This is a genomic window from Micromonospora sp. CPM1, assembly GCF_023896895.1.
In the GTDB taxonomy this organism is placed as follows: Bacteria; Actinomycetota; Actinomycetes; order Mycobacteriales; family Micromonosporaceae; genus Micromonospora; species Micromonospora tulbaghiae.
Genome location: NZ_JAMHIU010000001.1, coordinates 143,136 through 157,591, shown reverse-complemented (window position 1 = coordinate 157,591; position 14,456 = coordinate 143,136). Strand labels below are relative to the sequence as shown.

Sequence of the window (14,456 nt, the reverse complement as noted above, 5' to 3'; positions counted from 1 at the left end):
GAGGGAGGCATGATGGTGCGGTGATGGAACGCCCGGATGCCATGCAACGCGTGCGGCGAGCGCACACCGAGACCCTGCTGGCGCAGCTGCGCAGTGCCGGGCCGCTGAGCCGGGCAGAGCTGATCCGGCTGACCGGGCTGTCGCGCACGACGCTGTTCGACATCATCGGCGACCTCATCACCCGCGGCGTCGTCGTCGAACGCGAACCCGAGTTGTCCGGCCAGCGCGGACGCGGACGGCCGACCTCGACGGTCAGCCTCAACCCGTCGGCCGGGCGGATCATCGGTATCGACCTCGCCCGCGCGAGCATCACCGTCGTCATCGCCACGCTCGGCCACGACATCCTGGCCAGCGGCACCCGCGCCGTCACGCTCACCGCGGGACCGGCCCGGCGCGCCGACGCGGCCGGCAAGCTCATCGACGACCTCGTCCGCGAGCACGACATCGACCTGCGGGCCCTCGAGGCGATCGGCATCGGCCTGCCCGGCCTCGTGACCGGGCGCGGCCGCCCGGCCGGCGGCGGCGGCTCCTCGGCGACCGCCAAACAGATCAGCACCCGCATCCACGAACGCTACGGCGCGGCCGTGATCACCGACAACAACTCGCGGCTGGCCGCCCTCGCGGAGGGCACCTGGGGCGCGGCCCGCGACGTTCGTGACGCCGTCTACGTGCGGTGGAGCGATGGCGTGGGCGGCGGCTTCATCGTCGACGGCCAGCTGGCCCGCGGCGCGCACGGCGCCGCCGGCGAGATCGGGCACGTCAGCGTGGACCCGGACGGCGATCCCTGCCCGTGCGGCGGACGCGGCTGCTTGGAACTGCTGATCCGCCCGTCCGCACTGATCGAGCAGTGCGCCCGCCGCGGCGTCACGGTGCAGGATCCGGCCGACCTGGTCGCGCAGGCGCAGGCCGGCGTACCGGCCGTACGGGAGGTGCTGCACGACGCCGCGGTCCTGCTCGGTCAGGTGCTGTCGGGCTCGGTGGTGCAGCTCGACCCCGGCACGATAGCCATCGGGGGCCTGCTGGCCCAGGCCGGCGACACGGTGCTCGAACCGGTGCGCACCGCGATCGCCCGGCTGGCGATCCCCCGCCATCCCCGGCGCGTGGACGTCGTGCCCGCCCAGTTCGGTGACGAGGGCGGAGCGATGGGCGCGGTGGCGGCCGCCCTGCGGTTCACCGCGTCCGAATCCCTGCTGCCGACCCGGCCGCTGACGTAGCCGTCGCCGCAGCGACGGCGCGCAGGAAACGGATCAGCCGGCGCAGCACCCACAGGTCCTCGGCCACCGCTGTCGCCCGGCTAGTCGGCCGCGGACAGGACGGTGAGCAACTCGGCGACCACATCGGTCATCGCCTCCCGGCCGGCCGCCAGGTATCGCCGCGGGTCCGCCGAGGCAGGCAGGGCCCCGCGGACCGCGTCGGTGAACGCGACGTTGAGCGCGGTGCCGACATTGATCTTCACCATGCCGCGGGCGGCGGCGGCCCGGAGCTGCTCCAGCGGGACCCCGGACGAGCCGTGCAGGACCAGGGGTACCGGCACGGCGTCGCGAATCGCGGTCACCAGGTCGAGGTCCAGCGACGCCGTCCGCTCGGCCATGGCGTGTGAGCTGCCCACCGCCACGGCGAGCGCGTCGACTCCGGTCTCGGCCACGTATCGGGCCGCCTCGGCCGGGTCGGTGCGGACCCCGGCGGCGTGGGCGCTGGCCGGGGCGTCTGGTTTCCCGCCGACGTAGCCGAGCTCCGCCTCCACCCACAGCCCGCGGTCGTGCGTCCACTCGGCGGCCTTGCGGGTGGTGGCGACGTTCTCCGCGTACGGCAACGCGGAGGCGTCGACCATCACCGAGCTGAAGCCGGCGGCCGGAGCCTGCACCAGCAGGTTCAGGTCGTCGACGTGGTCCAGGTGCAGCGCCAGGTCCGCGGACGCCCGATGCGCGATGTCGGCGGTGGCCGCGGCGATGGCCGACACGCCGCCGTGGTAGCGCGCCGCGTTCTGGCTGATCTGCAGGATGGCCGGGCGGCCGGCACGCTGCGCGGCGGCGGCGATCGCCTGCGCGTGCTCGATCGTGATGACGTTGAAGGCGAGCACACCGGTACCGGCGGCGCGCGCGGCGCCCACCAGGTCGGCGGTGGACACGAGGGTCATCGGAAGTCCTCAGGCGGTCGGTGCGGGCAGGACGACGGCGCGCGAGAGCAGCCGCGGCCGGTCCGGGTTCAGGCCGCGGCGCACGGCGAGCTCGACCGCGAGCCGCTGGGCGGTGGTGAGATCGGCCATGGCGTCGATGCCGGTCTGCACCACGAGCGCGCCCGAGGCGGCGAGGTCCTCGCGGAGTCCGGGCACCGGCTCTCCGAAGATCCACACCACCGACCGGTGGTCCACCACGCTGATCGGGCCGTGCCGGAACTCCATGGCGGGGTAGGACTCGGCCCACACCTGCGCGGCCTCCCGCACCTTCAGGGCCGCCTCGTGTGCCACGCCCACCGTCCATCCGGTGCCGAGGAAGGTGAACTGCTGCCGGTCGGCCAGGGCCGGGTCGAGCGGCGCGTTCAGCGACGCCTGCGCCTCGAGGACGGCCGGCGTGAGGTTCTCGCCGAGGCCGGCCCGCCACGCGGCCAGCACGGTGGTGGCGAAGCGGGTCTGCACCACCGACTCCTCGTCGGCGAAGTCCAGCACCACACTGGCGTTCGCGAGCTTGGCCGCGGGCCGGTCGGCAGCGGTCGTGATGACGGTGGAGCGGCTGTCGGCCGGCAGCTGACCCAGCAACCGCAGGATCTCGGTCGTGGTGCCGGAGCGGGTGATGGCGACCACCCGGTCGTAGTAGCGGCGGGCCGGGAACTCCGACGCCGCGAACGCGTCGGTCTCACCCTGACCGAGCGCCTCGCGCAGTGCCGCGCAACTCTGCGCCATGAAGAAGGACGTACCGCAGCCGACGACCGCGACCCGTTCGCCCAGGCGCGGAAGCATCTCCGTGGCACGCGACCGGGCGATCAGATCCGCGGCGCGGCGCCAGGTCTCGGGCTGGGCGGCGATCTCGGAGGCGACGTGGAACACGATTCCTGCTTTCTGTCGGTGTGGTGCGTCTACAGCTGTTCGACAGTGGCCACGGGCAGCAGCCGGGCGGCCACGGCGTCGTCGTACTCGCCGGCGTAGGGACAGGCGACGGCCGCTGCGGAAACGGCCACGGCCCGGGCGAAGACCTCGGGCCACGGCGTCCCGGCGACCAGACCGGCCGCGAGCACGGCGGCCAACGCGTCTCCGGCCCCGGTCGGGTTGCCGTGCACGGCCTCCGGAACGCGGGCGTGGTAGGTGGCCCCGCCGGCTACCGCCACGAAGCCGTCGGCGCCGCGGGACACCACGCCCGCTCCGGCGCCGTCACGCACCAGCCGGTGCGCCACCGCCACGGCGTCGTCACGGGTGCGCACGGGCCGGCCGAGCAGCCCGGCCGCCTCTTCGGCGTTCGGTTTCGCCACCGCCGGCCCGGCCGCCAGGGCGCCGAGCAGGGCGGGTCCCTCGGCGTCCACGATCGCCTCGGCGCCGGCGGCCCGGGCGACCGTGACGAGATCGGCGTACGCGCTCTCGGGCACGCCCGGCGGCCGGCTCCCGGACAGCACCACGACCCGCGCCTGCCGGACCTGGCTCGCGAAGGTCGCGCGGAACTCCGCCCACTCCGCGCCGGTGACGGGCGGACCGGGCTCGTTGAGGACCGTCGCCGAACCGCCGGCGACCACGGTCACCGTCCGGCGGGTCTCGGCGGCCAGCCGGGTGAACCGCGCCGGCAGGCCGGCACCGGTCAGCTCGGCCTCGAGACGCTCGCCGGTAGCGCCGCCGGCGAGGCCCAGGACCAGGACCGGGGCACCCAGCCGGTGCAGCACCCGGGCCACGTTCACGCCCTTGCCCCCGGCGCGGGCGATTACCTCCGAGACCCGGTGCGAGCTGCCCGGAACCAGCGCCGACAAGGCATAGGTGAGGTCGAGAGCCGGGTTGAGCGACACCGACGCGATCACTTGACCGACCCCGCGGTGAGGCCGCCGACGACCTTCCGCTCGATCAGCGCGAACAGGATGATCACCGGGATGGTGGCCACCACGGACGCGGCGAACAGTTGTCCCCATTCGATCTGGTAGCCGCCGAGGAAGCTGTCGAGCACCACGGTCAGCGGTTGCTTCTCCGGATCGGACGTCAGGATCAACGCGACGACGAACTCGTTCCACGCCGAGATGAAGGTGAAGATCAGCGCGGTGACGATGCCGGGCCAGGCGAGCGGCAGGGTGATCCGGAACAGCGCTCCGAGCCGGCTGCTTCCGTCCACGGTGGCCGCCTCCTCCAACTCCGGCGGGATGGAGCGGATGTAGGCGTTGAGGATCCACGTCGCGAACGCCAGGTTGAACCCCGCGTTGACCAGCGTCAGCCCGAGCACCGAGTTGTTCAGGCCGAGCGCCACGAACTCCCGGTAGATGCCGACCAGCATCGCGGTGGGCTGGAACATCTGGGTGACGAGAACCAGCAGCAGGAACACCATCCGGCCGCGGAACCGGTACCGCGCGGTGTAGTACGCCGCGGGCAGCGCCACGAGCAGGACCACCAGGGTCGCGCCGGCCGCGACCTGAAGGCTGATCCAGAGGTTGCCGCCCAGGCCGCTGGTCCACAGGCTGACGAAGTTCGACCAGTCGAACTCCGACGGCAGGTAGTTCGGGTCCTTGAGCTGGTCGGAGGGGCGCGCGGCAGCGACCACCATCTCCAGGTACGGGAGCAGGAAGAGGGCGGCGATCGCGTACGCGATGACGGCAAGAATGATCCTGCGGGCCGAGGGTCGGGGCTTGACGCGACGCGGGGGTTGGCGCATGGGGCTCGGCGCGACGGCTGTGGTCATGACTGCACCTGCGATTTTCCGCTGCTGGCCTTGACGAAGAGCCCGACGAGCACGATGACGATGCCGAAGTTGACCACCGACATGGCCGCCGACTCGGCGATCGACGACGACTTCAACTGGTACATGAAGATGGTGGTGGTGGCGGTCTCGTCGCCCGGCCCGCCGCCGGTCATGGCCCAGATGATCGGGAAGCTGTTGAAGACGTTCATGATGTTGATCAAGGTGGCCACGAGCAGGGCCGGGCGCAGCAGCGGCAGGGTGACTGAGAGATAGGTACGCCACGCGGACGCGCCGTCGAGCACAGCCGCCTCGTAGACGTCGCCGGGGATGCCCTGCAGGCCGGCCAGGATGGCGTAGGTGGTGAACGGCACCGACACGAACACCGCGACGCCCATCATCCACCAGACCGCGACGGACGGCCGGCCGAGCCAGTCCGCCTGCGCGGTGCCGAGCTCCGTCAGCAGCCCGATGTCGTGCAGGAAGATGTTGATCAGCCCGGACCGGGAGTCGAGCATCCAGCGGAACACCACGGCGGTCATGAAGACCGACGCCGCCCACGGCGCGATGAGGGCCCAGCGAGCCACCCTCCGGCCGGGGAAGCTCTGGTCGAACAGCTGCGCGAGAAGCAGCGAGACGATCACCGTGACCGTCACGACGACCACGACCCACAGGACCGTGCGCATCACGACGGCGCGGAGCGACGGCTCCTGGAACAGCGCTTCGAAATTCGCGAAGCCCACGAAGCCGTGGTCGAAGCCGATCGCGTCGATCTCGTGGAACGCGGTGCGGAACATCAGGACGACCGGCACCAGCACCACGCCGATGATCAGCAGGATCGCCGGCCCGATCCAGATCAGCGGCTCCAGCCCCGCCCACCGGGAGCGCCGGCGACGGCGTGGTGGGCCGTCCGGCTTGGCACTGACCGCGGCCGGGGGCCGCGGCAGCGTCGCAGTTCTTGCCATTCTCAGTCCCATCCGGGCGTCGGACGATGACGCGCGGGCTCGGGGCAGCCGCGCGCCACCGTGGTCTACGCGGGGCCGGTCAGCGCCCGGTCGCCTTGGCCTGCAGGTCGCCGAGCACGGTTGCCGGGTCGTCCTTGACGGCCAGGCCGATGCTCTTCTTGACCGCGGGCAGGACGGTCGCGGTCCACTTCTCGTCGCTCGGGAACTGCACGGACTGCGGCAGCAGGCTGGAGAACGTGCCCAGCACCGGGTCGCTCTTCAGGCTGTCCAGCGCCGACTGGGTGCCGGGCAGCAGGGCGTACTGCTTGGCGAACGACAGCTGGTATTCGTCGCTGAGAGCGAAGTCCATGAACTTCTTGATCGCCGCGGCCTTGCCGGCGTCGTCGGTCTTGAAGGCCTGGATCGCGTCGGCCACGCCGAGCGTCTGCTGGACCGGGCCGGTCTTGCCGGGCACCGGGGCGGTGGCGTAGTCGGCCTCGCCGAGCTTGCCGGCCTTCGCGATGGTGGCGGTGAGGAACGGGCCGTTGAACTGCATGCCGACCTTGCCCGCGGCGAAGTCGGCGGCAGAGTTGGCCGTCCGGTCGTAGGTCGCCGGGTTGGGCTGGGTGAGACCGGCGCCGACGAGATTCTTCAGGAACGTGAAGGTCTCGACGTTCTGCGGGCTGTCGATGGTGTACTTGTCACCGGTCTTCCAGCCACCGCCGTTGCCCAGCATCCACAGCGTGGACTCGGCCTGCGCCTCCTCCGGTCCCAGCGGCAGGGCGTACGGGATGTAGTTCTTGGCCTTCAGCGCCTTCGCGGCCGTCTCGAGCTCGGCCCAGGTGGTCGGCGGCTTGGCGATGCCGGCCTCGGCGAACGCTTTCTTGTTGTAGAACATCGCCCGGGCCGAGGTGACGAACGGCGCGGCGTACTGCACGCCGTCGACGCTGAGCGCGTCCTTGAAGGTCGCGGTGCCGGCGTCGGGTTTCGACATGACCTCGGAGAGCGGCGCGATCAGCTTGTTCGTCGCGTACTGCGGGTAGAACACGCCCTGGAGGATGTCCGGGTAGTCCTTGTTCTGCAGCTGCGTCTTGACCTTGGTGTCGTAGTCGGTCCAGTTGATGGTGGAGACCTCGACCGTGATCGTCGGGTTCTGCGCGTGGAACGCGTCGGCGATCTGTTGCCAATACTTCTGCGTGGTGTCGGCCGGGCCGGTGCCGTAGTCGGCGCCGACAAGCTTGAGGGTGACCGACCCGTCGGATGAGGACTCTCCCGAAGAACCACAGCCGGAGATCAGGAGTGCCGCTGCGGTGGCAGCGGCGAGCGCCACGCCCAGACGTCGATTCATATATGCCTCTTCCCGTGTTGGAAGCCGTGAGAGCGCATGAGTTTTTATGACGCGAAAGCGCCAGAGTCAGTCAAGATATTGCAGACCCTAGGGGCCGATGGCCGGGGCGTCAAGGCTGCCGGCGATAAGTTAAGCCTTGACCTCAGCTGAAGGTTGCAGGAAGTTGCATCGACCCTCTTGACGGCGTCACGCCGCGTTCTTACTGTCGTCCCACATCGGACGTCAGATGTCTACCACAGTCGCGATGCCCTGGCCATGCCCCGCTCGGTGCCACCCGCCCCCGCACTCCCCGACCCCCGGAGGCCCGTAACCGATGAAGTCATCCGCGCGTTCCTGTCTCACCGCGATCCTGGTGGCCGCCGCCTGCCTTCAGATACCCACCGCCGCCCAGGCGGCCAACCCGGCGCCGCCGGTCGCGCCGAGCGTCCGGCAATGGACCGGCGGCGAAGGCGCCTTCACCCTGACGACGTCCTCGCGCATTCTGGTGGACCCCGCACAGACCGCCGCGCTGACCCCGGCGGCCGAAACCCTGCGCGCCGACCTCGGCGCGATCAGCGGCATCACCGTGCCGATCGTCTCGTCGGCGACGCCCCAGGCCGGCGACATCCTGCTCAGCACGACCGGCGCCGACGCCGGCGTCGGCGCACAGGGCTACGTGATGGCCGTCGGCACGCACCTGGCGATCCGCGGGCCCGCGGCCGCCGGCGTCTACTACGGCACGCAGGCGCTGCTGCAGATCATCAAGCAGAGCGCGACCCGGACCACCGTGCCCGCCGGCACGATCCGCGACTTCCCGCAGTTCCGCGAGCGCGGCGTGATGCTCGACGTCGGCCGGCACTACTACGACATGGACTACCTGGAGAACCTGCTCCGTCGCATGTCGTGGCTGCGCCTCAACACCCTGCACCTGCACTTCACCGAGTGGAACGGCTTCCGGCTGCGCAGCGACCGCTACCCCGGATTGGCCTCCGCCCAGTCCTACAGCAAGGCCGACCTGCGCCGGCTGCAGGACGTCGCCCGCCGGTACCACATCACCATCGTCCCGGAGATCGATCTGCCGGGTCACGCGACCGTGATGACCACCTACGACCCGACGATGCGCTTCTCCTGCCAGTCGATGAGCGTCGCGCCCTGGCCGGGCGGCGAGCTCGGCGGCTGGACGCTGAACCTGACAAAGCAGAACGCCCGGGACTTCGCCATGAACCTGCTGGACGAGTTCGTGCCGCTGTTCGACGGCCCGTACTTCCACATCGGTGGCGACGAGTACCAGAACGACGCCGCGAAGAACGCCTGCCCCGAGCTGGTGGACTACGCCCGCAGCCGCGGCTTCCCGTACCCGGGTGACGTCTTCACCGAGTTCATGAACCTGATGAACGACAAGGTGCGGTCGTACGGCAAGACCACCCAGATGTGGAACTGGTGGGAGACCAACGGCCAGCAGACCAGCATCAAGCCGTCCACGCAGATCGTGCTCACGCCGTACACCGGCACCCTGAGCTACTTCTACAACCTCGGCTACACGGTGTCGGCCATCCCGGAGAACACCCTGTACGTGACGCCGGGCCTCAACCTGTTCGTCAACTCCAAGAACGTCTACGAGAACTGGGTGCCGGACACCAACGCCAAGGTCAACGGCTATCGGATGGCCCGTTGGTCCGACCAGCGCGAGTTCCAGACCGACGAGTGGTTCGACCAGTACGCGACCCGGCCCATGGAGGTTCTCGCCGAGCGGGCGTGGGGCGGCCCTCGATCCGCCACCGTGGAGGCGTACTTCGCGCGGGTGGACGCGATCGGGGACGCGCCCGGCGTGCCGACGGTGACCCAGCTCAACGACGACCAGCTCCAGTACGCGGGCACGTGGAACCGCAGCACCGGCGGCGCCCGGCAGTTCCAGGGCGACGACCGTTACAGCAGCACCGCGGGCAGCACCGCCGAACTGCGGTTCACCGGCACCAAGGTCAAACTGTTCGGGGCGCGGGCCGCGAACCACGGGCGGGCCGGCATCTCGATCGACGGCGGCCCGGAGACCGTTGTCGACCTGTACTCCGCCACCCGGATGGACCAGGCCCAGCTGTTCACCAGCGGTCCACTGGCGCAGGGCCAGCACTCCCTGCGCATCCGGGTGCTGAACACTCGCAACGCCGCCTCGACCGGCACCGCGGTCGCAGTGGACAAGGCCGAGGTGTCCTCCATCGCCGTGCAGGCCGGCGCCTTCGACCCGGCGGTGGAGTACCGCATCCTCAACCGCAACAGCGGCAAGGCGCTCGAGGTGCCGGCCGGTGCCGGGGACGGCGGCCACGCCATCCAGTGGACGAACAACGGCGCCCTGCACCAGCGCTGGACCCTCACCGACGCCGGCAACGGCTACTACCGCATCGCCAACCGCAGCAGCGGCAAGGTACTGGACGTGTTCGGCAGCCAGACGGCGGACGGCACGGACGTCATCCAGTGGGCCTGGACCGGCAACGACAACCAGCTCTGGAGCATCGTTCCGGAGGGCGGCTACCACCGGATCGTCAATCGAGCTACCGGCAAGGCGCTCACCGTGGCGGGCTCCGACCTGACCGACGGCGCGGACGTCGTGCAGTCGACCTACACCGGAGGGAACCACCAGCAATGGACACTCACCCGATGAAACGGACAGGTAGTTTCATCATCGCCGGGCTGATGCTCGTGCTCGGCATGTCGATACCGTCGTCGGCCGCGCAGGCGGCGACCGCGACGACCGTGAACTATGCGGTCAACCAGGCCTTCGACGGCAGCAGCACCTTCGTCGACCGGTCCGCCGATGTGTCCCGGGTGGCCGGGCTGACGCACGGCAGCATCGCCGTCCGGTTCCGGACCTCGAGTCCGGCCACGGCGAAGACGCTGTTGAGCGCATCGCACACCGCGGACGAGTCCAGCAACATCTCGCTGACCCTCAACGGTGGGACGGTGTACTTCGAGAACCGGGAGAACGGCGTCTACGCCACCCGGCTGAACTCGTCGGGCGGACCGTTCAACGACGGTCGCTGGCACGTCGCCATCGTCATCGTCGGCGCCGGGGGCACCCGGCTGTACGTCGACGGCACGCTGCGGGCGTCGGACCCGTCGACGCGGTTCTTCTCGAACGTCACCGGCATCAACGGCATGTGGATCGGCCGCAACGTCGACTCGCGGGGCGCTGAGTGGCACTACGACGGCGACATCGACTTCGTCCGGGTGTACGGCACGCCGCTGCCGGCCGGCGAGATCAGCGACCTCAGCATGCGCATCGACTACACGATCCCGTTCCTGGACCTCAAGGACGACACTGCCCGCCAGGTACTCACCGACCGCCAGGCCGGGCAGTACCTCGGTCAGCCCGACTCGGTGCTGCTCGACGACGGCCGGACGATCTTCACCGTGTACCCGCGCGGCCACGGCGTCGGCCCGGTGGTGCTCAAGCGCAGTGACGACGGCGGCCGCACCTGGTCGGGCCGGCTGCCCACCCCGGCGAGCTGGGAGACCAGCCAGGAGACACCGACGCTCTACAAGGTGGCCACACCGGCCGGCCGCAACCGCCTGCTGCTGGTCAGCGGACTGCCGCGCAGCCCCGGCGGCTTCAAGACCGCGTTCTCCGACGACAACGGCGCGTCCTGGTCGGAGTTCACCCACCACTTCGCCGACTCCGGCTTCAACGGCTGGGTCGCGCACGCCGCCCTGACCCGGCTGAAGAGGGCCGACGGGTCCTGGGACTTCCGGTACATGGGCGTCTTCCACGACGGCGCGTACGACAACTGGAAGACCTACCTGACCTTCGACGCGGCGGGCAACGCCGTCTGGAGCACACCCACCCGGCTGCTCGCACCGCACAACGCCATCGAGAAGTTCGCCGGCCTGTGCGAGATCGAGATCATCCGCTCCCCCGACGGGCGCCAGCTGGCGCTGCTCGCCCGCGCACAGCACAAGAGAACCAACGCCATGGTCGCGTTCTCCGACGACGAGGGCAACACCTGGACCGAGCCGCGCGAGATGCAGGGCGCCCTGATGGGCGAACGGCACGCCGCGACGTACGACCCGGCGAGCGGCAGGCTCGTCATCACCTTCCGCGAGATCATCCGCAACAGCGTCAGCAACACCGGCGCGTGGCTCGCCGGCGACTGGGTGGCGTGGGTCGGAACCTATGACGACCTGGTCAACTCCCGCGAGGGGCAGTACCGGGTCCGGCTGATGGAGGACTTCACACCCTCGGCGCGAAGTGGCGACACCGGCTACGCCGGCAACGTCGTCCTGCCCGACGGTACTTTCGTCCTCACCTCCTACGGCTACTTCGACCGGACCGACACCAGCAACCCGTACATCATGACTGTCCGGTTCACGCTCGCCGAGCTCGACGCCCGAAACGGCTCGTTCGACCCGAACGCCTCCTACGCGATCAGGAACCGGGCGAGCGGCAAGGTCATGGAGGTCGCGGTCAGCGCGCCCGGCGACGGCGGCGACGCCGTGCAGTGGACCGACAACGGTGGCGCGCACCAGCGATGGTCGATCATCCCCACCGGCGACGGGTACCACCGCATCATCAACCGCCGCAGCGGCCGGGCACTCGACGTTACCGGCAGCTCCACCGCGGACGGCGCCGACGTGATCCAGTGGACCTCGACCGGCCGGGCGAACCAGCAGTGGCGAATCACCCGGTCCGGCGCGTACTACGTCATCACGAACCGCAACAGTGGCCTGCCACTGGACCTTCTCGGCCCGGTGGCGAGCGACGGGACGGACATCGTCCAGCGGACCGCCAACGGCGGAACCGGTCAGCAGTGGTCCATCTCGTGAGCTAGGTGGCTGGTGTTGAACGATGGCTGCCACGAAGTGGCGGCCATCGTTTTTCTATCCATATCGGCCAGCTTGCCGTGATGGCCCTGGGCAGGGCGTCGCAGCAGCTCGATCTTCTTGATCCGATCAGCCGGTTCTGCGGTGCGACACCGCCTCCGTCAGCAGGCGACGCGCCGACGGCGCAGCCGGCGACCAGCAGGCGACGCATCCGCCGGGAGGAAGGGGTGGCACGAACTCTGGTCCTCAGCACTTTGTGGGGGTGCTGCACGCACATGTGCCCTCGGGGCGCAGGTGCACGCCCCGAGGACAGGTGCCGGAACGGTCAGCCGATCACCCACCGCTGGAGCGTGCTGCCGGTGTCCGGCTGCTGAGTGACCGGTGCGCCGTCGGTCAGGGAACCCGCGGTGAGCAGGAGGCCGCTGCGGACAGAGGCCATCGTGTAGGCGCCGTCGGCTCGCGGGGTCATCCGCCACCGCTGGTTGGTGCCGCCGGTGCAGGTCCACTGGATGATCCGGGCGCCGGCGGTGGTGACGCCGCCCTCGACATCGGCGCACAGCCCTGACTCGCGGTTGGCAAGGGTGTAGGAGCCGTCGCTCTGCTGGGTGAGGATCCAGCTCTGGTTCGCGCCCCCGTTGGTGGCGTACGTGATGAGCTGGGTGCCGGCGACGGTGCTGTGCCCGGGGTTGTCGAGCGCCTTCCCCGAGACGGTGAGGGTGCGGGCGCCGCTCGGTGCGTCGCCAGTGGCGGTGATGGTGAGGGTCTGCTCGCCGGCCGTGCGCCCGGCGCCCACGATGGTTCCGCTGGTGTCGGTCCAGGCGCGGACGGGAGTGGTCTCGGCGAGCCGGCCGGCCGTGGCGGAGAGGCCGATGACCAGACCGCTGTGCCGGTTCACCAGGCGGTACGTGCCCCCGCTCGGCACGATCCACCACTGTTGCCCGACGGCCGCGGTACCGGTGCCGGGAGCGGTGACGGTGGGCGCGGCCCCCCAGGCACGGCCGGCCGGGGTGCCGGGCACGCCGAGCAGGTTGCCGGTGGCGGCGTTGGCTATCCGGTAGGCGCCGTCGCCGGTCGTGGTGAATCGCCAGGCGTCCAGGCCTGTTCCGGTGGCGCCGGCCGACGAGGTGGTGGCGGATCCGCCGGCGACCTGGGCCAGGACACGGCCGTCGCCGTTGGCGATCCGGTAGGTCCTGGCGGGGTCGAAGGGCACGACCGCGGGGATCGAGCCGGTTATGGTGACGTTGATGTATTCGCCGGAGGCGCCGCCCGAGCACCCGAAGGAACAGTAGGAGCGGAAGCTCTTGCCGACGATCCGCGAGCTGGTCTTGCTGGTGCTGTCGAGGAACCACCGGTACCACGACGCGTTGCGGTAGCTGCCGGTGTCGCCGATCAGCGTCCACTTCTGCGTGGCGAGGTTGTCGGTGGCGTAGAACTGCTGCGGCGCGTTGCCGGACTGGTCGACCGCCTGCGGCTGACCGATGTAGAGGACCAGGTGCGCGTTGTAGGTGATGTCCATGACGAACAGCGGCGAGGTGGGCGGGGTGGTGCCGGCCGCGACCTGCTGGTCGACGGTGCCGGGGGTGGTCGGCTTGTATTCCTTGTCGACGGCGACGTAGCCGGTCGGCGCGGTCGCCGTGACCGGCATCAGGGTGCTTTCCCGGCCGCCGACTCCGGGTTCCGACCAGGCCCCGTTGTACCACTTGCGCCAGGAGCCGGGCGCCATCTTGCCCGCGATGGGCGCCCGGGCGACGTGCCCGTAGAACGCCTTCCAGCCGCCGTACTTGTCGACGATGCGCGAGCCGTAGAAGGCGTAGAAGTAGCCCGACGCGGCGTCGACGTACAGGCGCTGATCGCCGTCGCCGTAGTGGTAGGTCTGCTGCGGGAAGGCCACGTTGTCGCCCCGGTCGGTGCTGTACGGCGACGTGATGACGTGGTCCCTGATGGTCCAGGTGCGGCCCTGGTCGATGGAGACGGCGTAGTCGATGCCGTCGTAGTGGATGCCGTCGCCGAAGGGCTGCGGGGTGAACTCGTTGTGGACCAGCCCGTACCAGTGGCCGGTGTCCGGGTCCACCCAGACGCCGGACAGCACGCAGAAGTTGCGCTGCGAGTAGCCCGAGCCGCTGGGCGCGTACGTCGACTCCACACCGGTGGGGCTGTTGTTGCACAGCGCCGTGGTGTCCGGGTTGGTCCCGGCGTCGCTGATGGCGGCTCGCGACGCCGAGTCGAAGTCGGCGCCGGTGTAGAAGCTCCACGCGCGACCGTCGTTCGGTCCGTACAGCGAGTGGGACTGCTGGTAGTAGAAGGTGCCGTCCTTGTCGATGAACGGGAAGGCCGGAGTGTCGTCCGGGCGGGTCCATGACGATCTGCTGTCGACGCTGACGGTGAACGAGCCGGGCACTGCCGCCGACGCTGCCGAAGCGGTCAGCGGGGCGCTGGTCAGGATCAGGGCGACGATCAATGTCACGCGGGCTGACGGTCCGTGGCGATGACGCATGAGACCTCCCTCTGGCGGAG

The 14,456-nt window shown here is 70.3% G+C and carries 10 protein-coding genes; 3 read left to right on the top strand and 7 right to left on the bottom strand.

Translation table 11 applies throughout. The features are described 5' to 3' along the window. Positions 1-23: 23 nt before the first annotated feature. Entirely contained in the window at positions 24-1,214 is a 1,191-nt protein-coding gene (locus tag M8C11_RS00590) for an ROK family transcriptional regulator (protein WP_121684847.1), read from the top strand. An 80-nt stretch (positions 1,215-1,294) separates the two neighbouring features. Here the strand turns inward: M8C11_RS00590 and M8C11_RS00585 are convergent, their stop codons facing one another. The 6 genes from M8C11_RS00585 to M8C11_RS00560 all read right to left on the bottom strand — a co-directional run bounded on the left by M8C11_RS00585 (position 1,295) and on the right by M8C11_RS00560 (position 7,151). Then, positions 1,295-2,137, bottom strand: coding sequence for a class II fructose-bisphosphate aldolase (locus M8C11_RS00585; RefSeq protein WP_252447727.1), 843 nt, complete (start codon positions 2,135-2,137; stop codon positions 1,295-1,297). 9 nt (positions 2,138-2,146) lie between these two features. Further along, positions 2,147-3,043, bottom strand: a complete 897-nt coding sequence (locus M8C11_RS00580) for an SIS domain-containing protein (RefSeq protein WP_252447726.1) — start codon at positions 3,041-3,043, stop codon at positions 2,147-2,149. 29 nt (positions 3,044-3,072) lie between these two features. Continuing rightward, entirely contained in the window at positions 3,073-3,996 is a 924-nt protein-coding gene (locus M8C11_RS00575; RefSeq protein WP_252447725.1) for a 1-phosphofructokinase family hexose kinase, read from the bottom strand. Then, positions 3,993-4,862 (bottom strand): carbohydrate ABC transporter permease, encoded by an 870-nt coding sequence (locus M8C11_RS00570; protein ID WP_252447724.1) that lies wholly within the window; start codon positions 4,860-4,862, stop codon positions 3,993-3,995. Before M8C11_RS00570 ends, M8C11_RS00575 begins: the two co-directional genes overlap by 4 nt. Continuing rightward, complete coding sequence (locus M8C11_RS00565; RefSeq protein WP_252447723.1) at positions 4,859-5,824, bottom strand: carbohydrate ABC transporter permease; 966 nt, start codon at positions 5,822-5,824, stop codon at positions 4,859-4,861. The genes M8C11_RS00570 and M8C11_RS00565 overlap by 4 nt, the downstream gene beginning before the upstream one ends. A 79-nt stretch (positions 5,825-5,903) precedes the next feature. After that, entirely contained in the window at positions 5,904-7,151 is a 1,248-nt protein-coding gene (locus M8C11_RS00560) for an extracellular solute-binding protein (protein ID WP_252447722.1), read from the bottom strand. Between the two features lie 313 nt (positions 7,152-7,464). Between M8C11_RS00560 and M8C11_RS00555 the strand changes: the two genes are divergently transcribed. Further along, positions 7,465-9,786 (top strand): family 20 glycosylhydrolase, encoded by a 2,322-nt coding sequence (locus M8C11_RS00555; protein WP_252447721.1) that lies wholly within the window; start codon positions 7,465-7,467, stop codon positions 9,784-9,786. Next, entirely contained in the window at positions 9,783-11,945 is a 2,163-nt protein-coding gene (locus M8C11_RS00550) for an RICIN domain-containing protein (protein ID WP_252447720.1), read from the top strand. The genes M8C11_RS00555 and M8C11_RS00550 overlap by 4 nt, the downstream gene beginning before the upstream one ends. Positions 11,946-12,267: 322 nt before the next feature. On the opposite strand, the gene M8C11_RS00545 is transcribed toward M8C11_RS00550, so the two are convergent. Then, the gene (locus M8C11_RS00545) at positions 12,268-14,406 is read right to left on the bottom strand and encodes an RICIN domain-containing protein (RefSeq protein ID WP_252447719.1); all 2,139 of its coding nucleotides are present in this window, start codon (positions 14,404-14,406) and stop codon (positions 12,268-12,270) included. Positions 14,407-14,456 lie beyond the last annotated feature (50 nt).

Excerpts from the sequence above, each read along its gene's own strand:
- M8C11_RS00590 (WP_121684847.1), top strand. The coding sequence starts at position 24 with ATGGAACGCCCGGATGCCATGCAACGCGTGCGGCGAGCGCACACCGAG.
- M8C11_RS00550 (WP_252447720.1), top strand. The coding sequence starts at position 9,783 with ATGAAACGGACAGGTAGTTTCATCATCGCCGGGCTGATGCTCGTGCTC.
- M8C11_RS00570 (WP_252447724.1), bottom strand. The coding sequence starts at position 4,862 with ATGACCACAGCCGTCGCGCCGAGCCCCATGCGCCAACCCCCGCGTCGC.
- M8C11_RS00560 (WP_252447722.1), bottom strand. The coding sequence starts at position 7,151 with ATGAATCGACGTCTGGGCGTGGCGCTCGCCGCTGCCACCGCAGCGGCA.
- M8C11_RS00555 (WP_252447721.1), top strand. The coding sequence starts at position 7,465 with ATGAAGTCATCCGCGCGTTCCTGTCTCACCGCGATCCTGGTGGCCGCC.
- M8C11_RS00585 (WP_252447727.1), bottom strand. The coding sequence starts at position 2,137 with ATGACCCTCGTGTCCACCGCCGACCTGGTGGGCGCCGCGCGCGCCGCC.
- M8C11_RS00565 (WP_252447723.1), bottom strand. The coding sequence starts at position 5,824 with ATGGCAAGAACTGCGACGCTGCCGCGGCCCCCGGCCGCGGTCAGTGCC.